This is a genomic window from Blautia sp. An249 (assembly GCF_002159835.1).
Lineage (GTDB): Bacteria > Bacillota > Clostridia > Lachnospirales > Lachnospiraceae > Blautia_A > Blautia_A avistercoris.
Map to the genome: position 1 here is coordinate 23,131 of NZ_NFJL01000007.1, position 12,527 is coordinate 35,657.

Genomic DNA, 12,527 nt, shown 5'->3' on the forward strand with positions numbered 1-12,527 from the left:
AGGGAGGAGTGAAATAATTATGAAAAAGAAAGGGAATAAAAGGATGATTATCATCCTTGGCTGCGTTGTTGGGGCTGTTGTGATTGTAGCAGGCGTTTCAAAGATTAGCGGAGGAAAGCAGGCAGAAGTAATTCCATCGGTAGATACGGTAAGCGCAGAAACAGGGGACGTATCTCAGGAAGTGGATGTCAGCGGGACAGTGGTCAGCGAGAAAACCAAAACATTTTATTCTCCGGTAAACGCCAAAATCAATAAACTGGGCTATAAAGACGGGGACACGGTAAAACAGGGAACCCAGCTTGTTACATATGATTTAAAAGATCTGGAAACAAACAATCAAAAGGCGGAACTCAGTTTAAAGTCCGGCCAGTATGATTATGAAGGCGCAGTAAAAAAATCTCAGGAAGCGGTCAGCAAACAGAATGAAGCAAAAGATAATGTTGAGGTTCTGGAAGCGCAGATCGAGAACCAGGAACAGTATGTAAAAGATTTAAAGGCACAGTTGGCTCAGGAGACCATCAACGCGCAGATTGATGCACAGAATCAGGCCATTCAGGCGGCAGAAGATGCACAAAGCGAGATGGAGCAGAAGAGAGAAGAAGCGCAGGAGCAATATGATGCGGCATTGAAAAAATACAAAAATGAAGAACTTCCGAAATATGAGGAAGAGCTGGGAAAACTGCAGGCCGAAGTAAATAAATGCAGAAGTGAATTTAACGCTGCAGACACAAAATATCAAATGGCTTTAACAAAATGGGAAAACTGTACTGATGAAACACAGGAAAAACTGCTAAGCCAGAAAGTAGATGAAGCCGATACAGCCAGGACAGATGCCGAGAATAATCTGAAGAAGGCAGAAGAGGCATATAATGACTATAAAGCCAATGCTCCCGTGGCGCCACAGCCAGACACCAGCTATATGACAGAAAGCGCAGGAAGCGGGGTAAGTGAAACTCCGATCGTAGACACCTCCGATTTGGAAGCGGAGCTGGAGCAGGCAAGTTCTGATCTGGCGGAGCTGCAGTCTGAGCTGGCTTCTGAGAAGGCCGTTGCAGAGGCGGACAGTGCCGAACTTTCGGAAGAAGATAAAGGAAAGTTAAGAATCGCCACCAACCTTTCCGAACTGGAGGCGAAAACAGCAGAAGAGCTGGTACTGGAAGGTAAGAAGGGCCTTCAGGCAGAATTCACAGGTGTTATTACATCTCCCACAGGAGTTTCCGTCAGCGAGGGAGCTACTGTGACACAGGGCATGGAGTTATTTACAATTTCCAGTCTGGATGACGTCAGTGTGGATGTAAACATTTCCAAATATGATTATGATAAGGTAAAAGTCGGCCAGAAAGCCAAAATCACACTGGCAGATAACGAATACGAAGGTACCGTATCAAGAATCAGCCATCTTGCAAAAACCAATGAGAAAGGAAGTACGCTGATTTCAGCTACTGTCAAAATAGATAACCCGGATAAAAATATTTTCCTGGGAGTAGATGCCAAAGTTACTATTCAGGCGGGAGACGCCCACAATGTAGTTGTGGTTCCGTCCGATGTGGTGAATATTGGAAAAGACGGTTCCTTCTGCTATGTGGTTCAGGACGGCATCATTGTGAAACAGGATGTAAAAACCGGAATTTCTTCCGATACAGAAACGGAAATTGTGCAGGGACTGAAAAAGGGAGACGATGTGGTTAAGGACATCGGAACTCTGGAAGAAGGGGATAAAGCAGTCTCCAATGATGTTTCTTCCGAAGAGGCAGAAGAATAAGCCGATGTAAGCAGGAAGGAGCAGATAGATGGGAAAATTTGCAGAATATGTAAAAATGGCCATACAGAACATTATGGCCAATAAAGGCCGTTCTTTTCTTACAATGCTGGGAATTATCATCGGTATTGCTTCTGTAATCGCCATTGTTTCTATTGGAGAAGGAACGACCAATCAGATGAATGAAGAAGTAAACGATGTGGGCGCCGGGCAGATTTATATCTATTGCAGCACCGACGCGGAACAGGCAGACGAATATATTACAGAAGAGGACGTAGAAGCAATCCGGAAACTGGAAGGTGTGGAAGGAATTTCCATAGCCAGCACACTGATGGGTGATGTTGTAACAGGAAAGGGAAATTTCTCCCTGTACCTGACAGCCGATACCCAGGACGCCCAGATTATTAATAACGTAGATATGAAGCGGGGAAAATTTTTTACCGAAGGAGATGTATCGGAAGGAAGGAATGTGTGTGTGATTTCTGATACAGATGCAAGGCGTCTGTTCGGAACCGATGATGTGGTGGGAATGCAGGTGGACGTTACCTGTTATGAAATGACAAAAACATACACCATTATGGGAGTGAGTACACAGAAAGAAAACGGAACTTTTGTAAGTTATACTTACGAAGGAGCTCCGGTAACGATGACGGTTCCCTATACCTCTGTGGAAGATATGGCAGAGGGCATGGATACATTCTACAGTATTACAGTGCAGGCCAATAAGCAGATGGATTCTCAGGAAATTTCTCAGAGAGTCGTCAATCTTCTGGAACAGAGGCATGCAAGTTCCGGAAAAGATTATTTCCAGGTTCAGAATTTCCAGGATGTCTTAAAACTTATGAATGATATGATGGGAATTGTAACTGCGTTTATATCCTTCGTGGCGGGAATTTCTCTGCTGGTAGGAGGAATCGGCGTAATGAATATCATGTTGGTTTCCGTTACAGAGAGAACCAGGGAAATTGGAATCCGAAAATCTCTGGGAGCTAAGACATCATCCATTATGATGCAGTTTCTGGCGGAATCGGCGATTCTTACAGTTATAGGAGGAATCGTGGGGATTATCCTGGGAATTGCGGCGGGCTTTGGAATCTGCTCGGTAATCAGTTCCACCCAGGGAATGACCATTACCCCGGGAATCAGTCCTACGGTCATTATCGGGGCAACTCTTTTCTCCTGTGCCGTTGGTCTATTCTTTGGGATTTATCCGGCCAGAAAAGCTGCGAAATTGAGTCCTATCGAGGCGCTTCGCAGAAATTAAAGATAAAATACAAAAAATTGAGGAATATGCTTGACAAATGTATCCAGATAGGGTATAGTATTTGTTGTCGCGAATGAGAAGCGACGGTGAGTGCGTTTAGCTCAGCTGGATAGAGCGTCTGGCTACGGACCAGAAGGTCGGGGGTTCGAATCCTCTAACGCACGTAACAGAACCGGAAATCTTGTCCTGAGATTTCCGGTTTTTTTCATGTAACAGGAAATTCCGTTGGATTTCCTATTACATAAAAAACGCTCCGCTGTGGATGCGGCCAGATGCATGCGGAATTATGACTGCCTGCGGAAGTCTGCAGCGAAGTATCTTTTTAACAGAGGTGGGGAAATATGTTTGGAGAATGTCATGCGCATATGATCATGGATGGGGTGAATTACAGAGAAGCGGTAGCACAGCATCAAAATAAGGTACAGGAAGAAGTTCTGCGCCGCCGGTTTGAGCAATACAGGGAAAAAGGAGTTTCCTTTATCCGGGACGGAGGAGACGCCCTGGGCGTTTCCAGGCGGGCAAAGGAAATTGCAGGAGACTATGGAATAGATTACAGAACCCCTGTATTTGCCATTCATAAAGTGGGGCATTATGGAAGAATCGTGGGCCGGGGGTTTCACACTATGGAAGAGTATAGAGCCCTGGTAAAAGAAGCCATAAAGCAGGGAGCAGATTTTATTAAAATAATGACCACCGGCATTGTAGATTTTCATACCTACGGAGTAATTACCGGAGAAGCTCTAAAGAGAGAAGAAGTAAAAGAAATGGTGAAAATTGCCCATCAGGAAGGGATGGCAGTTATGAGCCACACCAACGGTTCCCAGGCAGCCATTGATGCAGCGGAAGCAGGGGTGGACAGTCTGGAGCACGGAAACTATTTAAACAAAGAAGCAGTAGAAGCTCTGGCTGACAGTTCTACGGTATGGGTTCCCACGTTAGTAACTGTAAGAAATCTGATAGGATGCAGCAGATATGAGGATTCACAGATAGAAAGAATCCGGGAAAGCGGAGCCGAAAATATAAGATACTTCAGAAAGTCAGGGGGACAGGCGGCTCTGGGAAGCGACGCAGGCGCCCACTGTGTTTACCATGGACAGGGGATCTGCGACGAATACCAGGCATTTTGTACGATTTTCGGAGAAAACAGAGAATTAAAGGACTGGCTGAAACAGGGAGAGGACAGAATAAAAGAAAAATTTCGCCGATGCAGATAAAAAGTCCCGCCGGAATCTTATACAGATTGCCGGCGGGGCTTTTCAATGGAAATAATTTTATAAAGATTGGTTTCTTTTGACTTTTCCGGATTAAAAATAAGACTTAAGGCAGTACCCGGTTCCAGCGGAAGGCCGGAAAAATTCTGTGCATCCTGAATGTCGCAGATTACATCGATTCCCTCATTGAGACGAAGGGTCAGGGTATTGGCGGTCATAGCCTGAATTTCTCCGGATATATGGTTCTGAAAATCATTATCTTTTACAGAAGCCGGATTTCGGTCCCGGATGGATAAAACCTGGACGGCGGAAGTGTCTGTGCCTTTCATTTCCCCCATGTAGTCCAGGGTTACTTCATTTCCAATGGCAAGTCCGCTGTACAGAAACGTAGAAGCTGAACGGAGATTAAAAGAATAAAGCTGATTGGTACGTTTCGGCCGGATCTGTATCTGATTTCCGTTTACGGACTGAATTTCCCCGGTTATGGAGTGAGGAACAGGCTGCTTCGGGTCGGCAGGGGGAGTCGGGGTAGGTGTGGGCTGAGGAGCCATAAAAGGATCCGTCTCTGATATGCTGAGAACCTTAATGTTCTCGGGCCGTATGGTTTTATTCTTTTGAGTGGTTTCTGTATGCAGAGAACCAAGATAATGTATGTATACCCAGGAACCGGATTTTATTCCATTCTGGAAATACTGGGGAGTTCCAATAGAAGGAAACTGGATTTCTGTTCCGTCTTTCTGCACCACTGTAATAGTATTACTGGTTATCTGACGAAGCTTGCCATAGGCAGTCTGCTCCTTTAATTCTGTGTCCGTACCATACTGATCAATTACTTTTAAAGTTTTTACCGTAGAACCGTCCTGACCAGATAACTGACCTTCATATATAATGCTGACAGGTGTACCGGAAAGCATCCCGTTTTTGCACTGAAGCTGCGCCTGACTGACGTCGAATTTATAAAGTTTTCCGGACGCTGCTTTTAAATACACATAATTTCCCTGATAAGAAACAAGGGTTCCTGAAAGCTCGTCCATAAATGTGCGGGTGGGCAATGGTTTCTTCATTTCCGTATCACCGCCGGAGTCGGTAACTGTTCGATTCGCTCCGCAGCCCACAGCAGTGATAAGGAAAAAAAGAGAAAAAACAGAAAACAATTTTTTCATTCAAAACCTCCATCGGATAAAACTTCCGATTTACTTCTGATGTTTCCCTGCAGTGGGAGCAAAATCAAATACCTCCCGGTACAGCTCCCATTCTTCACGTGTTTTCGCCGGTGTAGCCTGAAGACCGGTACTTTCGGTGCAGGCATTGGTATGCAGGTAATTATCGTAATAAATGTTATATTTTTTGTCACTGTCACGCGTTTTTTTCATATAAAAAACTCCTTTTAAGAATATGATATATTAGCATATGAAAAAACACGTAAAATATTCAAAAAACTTTTCGCGAAAATCGGAAATGATTGTTTATATTATAACAAATTATACTTGAAATTTCTATGTATTGTGCTATAATTTGCGTAAATAAATAATAGCGAAGTAGGAATTTATGCGTTAAGTGTTCACAGGCTGGGGAGTTGCCGTGAAACGAAAAGTCTACAGAAGTAAGTAGCTTACGATATATTTTCCGCACCCGTTGCTACATATGAGGACATCTTCTCATAGTGTGGAGGGATTATTATTTATGGTACTCTATTTTTAGAAAGCACATGATGGAGGTGTTTTTATTATGCAGATTTTTTCAAAAGAAGCTTTTCAGTTTAAGAAACAACTGCAGGATATGACAAAAGTACAAAATATTGCTGTCTGCGGTTTGTTTATTGCCCTGTACATTGTTCTGACTTATATGAACATCAGGATAACAGATAACCTGGAAATCCGCTTTCCCTTTCTGATTCTGGCTCTGGCAGGCTATTACGGCGGGCCGGTAATGGGACTGACGGTAGGGGCTGCCAGCGATATTCTGAGTATGCTCTTAACCGGAGGAAAGGGCGCGGCATTTAACTTTGGTTTTACCATTGATTATGCGTTGATTGGATTCTTATTCGGTCTGGTATTGTACAAAGCGCAGATTACCGTTCCCAGGATTTTATGTGCAGAACTCTTCCATGTTTTGATTGCAGCTACGCTGCATACCTATTGGCTGCACTTAATGTACGGAATGCCTTTACAGGTACTTTTTGTTACCAGACTGGTAAAATGCGCGATTACGTTTCCTATTGAAGCAGCCATGCTGTACATAATTGTAAGAGCCTTTAGCAAAATTGCCTTTCATGCAGGAATTCAGCAGAGGGCATAAATGAAAACTCCCGAAAAATAAAAGAGCCAAAGAAGCTAATGCTTCTGAAGCTCTTTCATTTTTTGCCGTAATAACCGGGCCAGAAAACCATGGCCTTCTTCCGTTAAATGAATCCCGTCAGAGGTTACCGCGTCCATACCGATTTCCGACGCAAGACTGTTAAGAGGTTCATGAAGAGATAAAAAAGCAGTCTGATAGTCCCGGGAAATCTTTTTAACTTCTTTTGATAAAATTTTTACATAAGGAAACCAGTTCTTATATTTTTCCGGACAGGGAAAGAGAAAAGGTTCCATAAGAATAACAGGGGCATCTGTTCCTTCCACAATCTGTTTCACAAGTTGGCGGTAAGTCATGCGGAAACGCTCCACGTAAGCGTTCTGCCGCTCCGGCCGTCCCTCCTCCCCCATGATCAGACCGACATCATTAATTCCAATTAAAATCGTGACCAAATCCGGCATTTTAGAAATGCAGTCCCGCTCTACGTTTTCCAGAAGACGGAGAACGGTAAATCCGTCAACACCCCGGTTGGTAATCAAAACGTCATCCGGCATCTGGTCGGATAAAATTTTAACATAGCCGTAACCTAATCCATCCGGGGAAAAAAGCCGTTGGGCATCGGTAATACTGTCTCCAAGACAGACGATATGTTTCATTTGCAACATCTCCTTTTTTATAACTATATACAGAACCGTCCTGATTTTCAAGAAAAAAAGAGGGTTTCCAAAGCGGGACAGGCCTGCATTTGGAAACCCTCCAGAGGGGGAGAAAATCTATACGATCAAATTACGGGATTGAGGCGTATGTTTCTGATACGTTACTCAATGGTAATGTATTTTGGTGTTTCGTCTACTTTCTTTGGAAGTTCTTTTGGAATGGCCAGCCGGAGAATTCCGTCCTGGAATCCTGCTTTAATATCTTCCTGGCGAACTTCATCTCCTACATAAAAAGTCCGTTTACAGGTTCCGCTGAATCTTTCTTTGCGAAGAAAATGAGTTCTGGCCTCAGAGGTGTTCTCATTGCGTTTGGCTGTTACAGTCAGATAGCCATCCTTTAACTGAGCCTGGACATCTTCTTTTTTGTAGCCGGGAAGCTCAATTTCAAGCAGGTAATGGGTTTCCTGATCCAGAATATCTGTTTTCATCAGAGAAGCATCGCTGCGGTCAAAGGTATTAGTAAAAAACGGATCTTTAAATATTTCATCAAATATATCATAATTACGGTTTCTTGGTATTAACATAATTAACATCCTCCTTGAAGTTCTTTGTTCGTTCTATAAGAACTATAACACGTGTTGTTAGCACTGTCAAGTGTTGAGTGCTAATTTTTTGAATTTTTCTTTCTTGTAAGATTGAAATTAGGGGTAGACAAAAAGAGAAAGAACGATTATAATAAACACTATCAATCTTATATCTCAATCGAGATACGATTCCTGTCGATTCAGACAAATTTTCAAGCAAAAGATAATAAAATAGGAAGAATAGAAATCAGAGGTGAGTTGTATTTGAATACGTGCAGGATACTGGCATTTTGTTTTGCTGCAGTATCGGCTGCGATGGATTTGGAAAAGGAAAAAATCAGCAACTGGTGGATCGGGATTTCCTGGCTGACGGGTTTTGCCTGGCATACATTCAGCCGGCATGGAGAAGGGGTTCTGTTTTTTCTGTGGGGATCCGCAATTCCTGTTATAGCTCTGTTCCTGCTCTTCGCATTACATATGCTGGGGGCAGGCGATGTGAAATTATTATCCTGCCTTGGCGGTATCATGGGAAGCACGGACATATGGACATGTATCTTTATTTCTTTTTTTATAGGAAGTCTGTTTTCTATTGCAATTCTTAGTATCTGTGGAAATATCTTCCAGCGATTTCAGTATTTTATGAATTATATAGGAGAATTATTCAGGAAAAAAGAGAGAATTCCTTATCGCCTTCCAGGCATGCAGCAGGAAAATTTTCATTTCACCATCCCGATTTTAATGAGTGTCATGCTTTATACAGGAGGTGTCTATTGAAGAAAAATATTTTTGCAGTTTGTGATCTGGAAGTGGATTATGCCCATAATTTTATGGAATATCTGAACCAGAAAAGAAGCATTCCCTTTGAGATTCAGGCATTCACCAGCGTGGAGAAACTGGCTTCCTTCACGCAGAAGAATAAAATAGCTATTTTACTGATTTCAGATAAAGCCATGTGTCCACAGGTAAAGGAATTGGATATTGATAAGGTTATGATTCTGTCTGAAGGGGTACACGACCCCAGACTGGATCAGTATCCCAGTGTTTATAAGTATCAGTCTTCAGCGAAAGTACTGCGTGAAGTTATGGCCTGCTATGGAACAGAGACCAAAGAGGAGGAAGAATCCCTGGCAGAAAAAAGGCCCATGGAGATCTATGGAATCTATTCTCCTGTAAACAGAGCCTTAAAGACTACCTTTGCCCTTACTCTCGGACAGATTCTGGCGAAAAATAAAGTAGTCTTGTATCTGAACTTAGAGTCCTATGCGGGATTTGAAGGCCTTTTTGAAACAGCCTATGAGTTTAATTTAAGCGATTTACTTTACTACGTGAGACAGGAAAACACCAATCTGATTCACAAATTAAGCACAGTAGTATGCAGCATTGAGAATCTGGATTATGTCCCTCCCGTTCTCTCACCTGTGGATCTCCACGAAACAACCCAGGAGGAATGGGAACGACTTCTCAGAGAGATTGCCCTTCACAGTAATTATGAGGTTCTGCTTCTGGATATAGGAGAGAGCGCCTGCCAGACATACCAGCTTCTGGAAAAATGCAAAAAGATCTATATGCCTGTTTTAACAGACTGGATTTCCCAGGCAAAAGTAGAACAGTTTGAAAAATTAATGCGGATCTGGGATATGAAAGAAATCCTCGGGAAGATCGAGAAATTGAAACTTCCTTATTATACTAGCAAAGAAAGAGGGGTGGAGTATGTGAAACAGCTTATGTGGAGCGAACTGGGAGACTATACGAAGGAACTGGTAAGAAGGGAGATGGGATGAATCGTAAGATTTTACCTATATTAAGGGAGAAATTGCGAGAGCGGCTGGATTCTGCCAGAGAATACAAAGATGAGGAAATTCTGGAACTTATTGATGAACTGATAATTGAAGAGTGCAGAAATTACGGAGTTTCCTTTAAAGAAAAAACAAGCCTTCGGATGGAATTGTTCCACGGCATCCGGAAGTTGGATATACTTCAGGATTTACTGGAGGATGAGAGCATCACAGAGATAATGGTCAATGGCCCGGAGCATATTTTTATTGAAAGGTACGGGAGGATTCAGCCGTTTGACAGAACTTTTGCTTCCAGGGAGAAACTGGAAGATGTCATTCAGCAGATTGTCGGGAAGTGCAACCGGGTGGTAAATGAATCCAGACCGATTGTAGATGCAAGACTGGAAACAGGAGAAAGAGTAAATGCAGTCATTGCTCCGGTGGCTCTAAACGGGCCGATTCTGACCATTCGTAGATTTCCGGCTACTCCCATAACCATGGAATGGCTCATCCGGAAAGGAAGTATTACACAGGAGGCGGCCTGTTTTCTGAAAGAAGCAGTAGAAGCCCACTACACCATACTAATCGGAGGCGGAACGGGAAGCGGGAAAACCACATTTTTAGGAGCCCTATGCGGATTTATCAGTCCGGGGGAAAGGCTGATTACAATCGAAGACAGCGCAGAACTGCAGATTCAGGGAATTGAAAATCTGGTTCGCCTGGAGGCTAAGATGGCTAATCTGGAAGGAGGGATGGAAGTGTCTATCCGAGACTTAATAAAAGCTTCTTTGCGTATGCGGCCAAACCGCATCATCGTGGGAGAAGTAAGAGGCGCTGAAGCAGTAGATATGCTTCAGGCATTAAATACAGGGCATGAAGGGAGTATTTCCACGATCCATGCCAACAGCGGACGCGATATGTTAAGTCGCCTGGAAACAATGATTCTAATGGGGATGAATCTGCCTCTTGAAGCCATACGAAGACAAATGGTGTCAGGGGTTGACCTGCTGGTTTATCTTGGCAGGCTTGGGGATGGCAGCCGGAAGGTATTGGAAATAACGGAAGTTCTGGATTACAGGGAAGGAGAAATCCGAACGGAGAATTTATTTAAATACAGCCAAAAGACAGGTCTTCAAAAAACAGGTTCTTTAATAAACTGTGAAAAAATGGAAAGGAAAGGTTCAAGTGAAAAAAGATTATAACAGCTATTTCTTCACAAAAGGAGAATGGATAAAGTACTGGGGAGAAGGATTCCTGATATGTGCCGGAATCAACTATTTGTTCTATGAATCCTGGATTTTGCTGCTTTGTATGTTTCCTCTTCCGTTTCTGTTTTTGAAATGGAAACGGAGACAACTGGTAAAAAACCAGAAGAGGGTTCTCAACCATCAATTCAAAGATGCTCTGGATGCGCTTAATGTGGCCCTTCAGGCGGGGTATTCCGCAGAAAATGCAATCTTTGCGTGTTGTCAGGAACTGGAGAAAATCTATTCTGAAGATGCAGATATAGTAAAGGAATTCCGGTATTTTGGGGTGCAGTTAAACCTTAAAGTACCGCTGGAAAAGCTGTTTCTGGATTTCGGAAAGCGCAGCCGGGTAGAGGATATTGAAAACTTTGCAGTTATATTTCAGACAGCCAAACGAACAGGCGGAGATATGAAAACAGCCATAGAGAAAACCGCTCAGATGCTGGGAGAAAAAATAGAAGTACAAAAAGAGATAGAAGCCACACTTGCAGCCAAGAAATCGGAACAGATGATCATGAGTTTTATGCCCTGCGGAATCATCATGTATATGCGGCTGACTTCTCCCGGATTTTTAGACGTACTGTACGGAAATCTTTTTGGAATGACAGCAATGACCATATGCCTGGCTGTGTATGGGACGGCCTGGTGGATGGGGAGAAGGATTGTGGAGATTCAGGTTTAAATGTGAATAATAAAAAGGAAGAGGAGGACAGGATGTGGATACATGGAGTTATTTTTGCAGGCATCGCAGTATTTGCGGCAGCGGGTAAACGCTGGCCCAAAAACAGCCGAAAAAAGATTGTTTTCATTATGCTGGCGGCAAATTTTATGGGACTTTTTCTGACTTATACACAAAACCAGAACCGGATATACCAGGAAAACAGCTATCTGGAGAGGAAGCCGGCAGGTGAAGGCGACTATACAAGAGAACTTCTGGTTTCAGTGGAGGGGGAAGAACAGCAGAAAGTGCAGATTTCCGTCCCGGAGCAAGTTTCAGATGAGCCGGAACAGGAAAGTGAAAAAGAAGAGCCGTTATCCCGGCAGGAGATTCTGGAGCAGGAAATACAGCAGGCGCTGCAAACCTATAACCAAAAGCGGAATGAAAAAGATAAATATTATCTTCCCTCTCAACTGGACGGAAAAGATATGCAATGGGAGCAGACACCGGATTTTTCAGGCAGGTATCTGGCGTTTCTGGGAATAGCGGCAGGGGCGGCGCTCCTGATACAAAAACAGAAAAAGGAGGAAGAAAAAAGAAAGAAACGAAGAGAACAAATGATGATGGATTATCCGGGGCTGATTATGAAACTGACTTTATTTATTCAGGCGGGAATGTCTGTGAGAAAGGCATTTCAGAAAATGGCGGAAGATTATCAGGCTATGGGAAAAGAGAAAGAAAAGAGGTATGCCTATGAAGAAATCTTAATCTGCAGCAGAGAAATGGAACAGGGAATACCGGAAAAGGAAATCTATGAAAGATTTGGAAAACGATGCGGACAGGTGAAATATAAAACTTTTTCTGTCTTATTAATTCAGAACCTGAAGAAAGGAAATCAAAATCTGTTAAAGATGCTGGAAGTGGAATCCATTCAGGCCTGGGAAGACAGAAAGAGAACAGCGAAAGTAATGGCGGAAACAGCAGCTACAAAGCTTATTATTCCCATGATAATGATGCTTTTAGTGGTGTTTGCTTTATTATTGATTCCCGCCTGTCTGACGTTTTACAGCACTTAAAA

13 protein-coding genes, 1 tRNA gene and 1 riboswitch are annotated in these 12,527 nt (G+C 43.1%); of the genes, 10 read left to right on the forward strand and 4 right to left on the reverse strand.

The window, feature by feature from the left end:
* Nucleotides 1–19 precede the first annotated feature (19 nt).
* The 4 genes from B5F53_RS08105 (at nt 20) to B5F53_RS08120 (ending at nt 4,237) form a co-directional block, all read left to right on the forward strand.
* The gene (locus B5F53_RS08105; RefSeq protein ID WP_087222189.1) at nt 20–1,762 is read left to right on the forward strand and encodes an efflux RND transporter periplasmic adaptor subunit; all 1,743 of its coding nucleotides are present in this window, start codon (nt 20–22) and stop codon (nt 1,760–1,762) included.
* Between the two features lie 28 nt (nt 1,763–1,790).
* Complete coding sequence (locus tag B5F53_RS08110; RefSeq protein ID WP_087222191.1) at nt 1,791–3,023, forward strand: ABC transporter permease; 1,233 nt, start codon at nt 1,791–1,793, stop codon at nt 3,021–3,023.
* A gap of 90 nt (nt 3,024–3,113) precedes the next feature.
* Nucleotides 3,114–3,187: transfer RNA gene (locus tag B5F53_RS08115), tRNA-Arg, on the forward strand.
* A gap of 177 nt (nt 3,188–3,364) precedes the next feature.
* A complete protein-coding gene (locus B5F53_RS08120; protein ID WP_087222193.1) occupies nt 3,365–4,237 on the forward strand; it encodes an amidohydrolase family protein in 873 nt (290 codons plus the stop codon).
* Nucleotides 4,238–4,254: 17 nt separating this feature from the next.
* On the opposite strand, the gene B5F53_RS08125 is transcribed toward B5F53_RS08120, so the two are convergent.
* Both B5F53_RS08125 and B5F53_RS08130 read right to left on the reverse strand, forming a co-directional pair.
* Nucleotides 4,255–5,397 carry a hypothetical protein gene (locus B5F53_RS08125; RefSeq protein WP_087222195.1) on the reverse strand — a complete coding sequence of 381 codons (1,143 nt, stop codon included), beginning with the start codon at nt 5,395–5,397 and terminating at the stop codon, nt 4,255–4,257.
* 30 nt (nt 5,398–5,427) lie between these two features.
* Nucleotides 5,428–5,607, reverse strand: coding sequence for a hypothetical protein (locus tag B5F53_RS08130; protein ID WP_087222197.1), 180 nt, complete (start codon nt 5,605–5,607; stop codon nt 5,428–5,430).
* Nucleotides 5,608–5,766: 159 nt separating this feature from the next.
* A riboswitch (THF riboswitch) is annotated at nt 5,767–5,874 on the forward strand.
* Nucleotides 5,875–5,962: 88 nt separating this feature from the next.
* On the opposite strand from B5F53_RS08130, the gene B5F53_RS08135 reads away from it, so the two are divergent.
* A complete protein-coding gene (locus tag B5F53_RS08135) occupies nt 5,963–6,532 on the forward strand; it encodes a folate family ECF transporter S component (protein WP_087222199.1) in 570 nt (189 codons plus the stop codon).
* A 35-nt stretch (nt 6,533–6,567) separates the two neighbouring features.
* On the opposite strand, the gene B5F53_RS08140 is transcribed toward B5F53_RS08135, so the two are convergent.
* Together B5F53_RS08140 and B5F53_RS08145 are read right to left on the reverse strand one after the other, a co-directional pair.
* Nucleotides 6,568–7,185 carry an SGNH/GDSL hydrolase family protein gene (locus tag B5F53_RS08140; protein WP_162610558.1) on the reverse strand — a complete coding sequence of 206 codons (618 nt, stop codon included), beginning with the start codon at nt 7,183–7,185 and terminating at the stop codon, nt 6,568–6,570.
* A gap of 161 nt (nt 7,186–7,346) precedes the next feature.
* Nucleotides 7,347–7,772: an Hsp20/alpha crystallin family protein gene (locus tag B5F53_RS08145; RefSeq protein ID WP_204246921.1), complete on the reverse strand. Its 426-nt coding sequence runs from the start codon at nt 7,770–7,772 to the stop codon at nt 7,347–7,349.
* A gap of 261 nt (nt 7,773–8,033) precedes the next feature.
* Between B5F53_RS08145 and B5F53_RS08150 the strand changes: the two genes are divergently transcribed.
* Genes B5F53_RS08150 through B5F53_RS08170 form a run of 5 tightly spaced genes read left to right on the forward strand, consistent with a single transcriptional unit; the run spans nt 8,034 to nt 12,525 of the window.
* Nucleotides 8,034–8,543: an A24 family peptidase gene (locus B5F53_RS08150; RefSeq protein ID WP_087222206.1), complete on the forward strand. Its 510-nt coding sequence runs from the start codon at nt 8,034–8,036 to the stop codon at nt 8,541–8,543.
* Nucleotides 8,540–9,550: a hypothetical protein gene (locus B5F53_RS08155; protein WP_087222208.1), complete on the forward strand. Its 1,011-nt coding sequence runs from the start codon at nt 8,540–8,542 to the stop codon at nt 9,548–9,550. The genes B5F53_RS08150 and B5F53_RS08155 overlap by 4 nt, the downstream gene beginning before the upstream one ends.
* A complete protein-coding gene (locus tag B5F53_RS08160; RefSeq protein WP_087222210.1) occupies nt 9,547–10,746 on the forward strand; it encodes a CpaF family protein in 1,200 nt (399 codons plus the stop codon). The genes B5F53_RS08155 and B5F53_RS08160 overlap by 4 nt, the downstream gene beginning before the upstream one ends.
* Entirely contained in the window at nt 10,730–11,473 is a 744-nt protein-coding gene (locus B5F53_RS08165; RefSeq protein WP_087222212.1) for a type II secretion system F family protein, read from the forward strand. The genes B5F53_RS08160 and B5F53_RS08165 overlap by 17 nt, the downstream gene beginning before the upstream one ends.
* A 32-nt stretch (nt 11,474–11,505) precedes the next feature.
* The gene (locus B5F53_RS08170; RefSeq protein WP_162610559.1) at nt 11,506–12,525 is read left to right on the forward strand and encodes a type II secretion system F family protein; all 1,020 of its coding nucleotides are present in this window, start codon (nt 11,506–11,508) and stop codon (nt 12,523–12,525) included.
* The last annotated feature ends 2 nt before the right edge of the window (nt 12,526–12,527 follow it).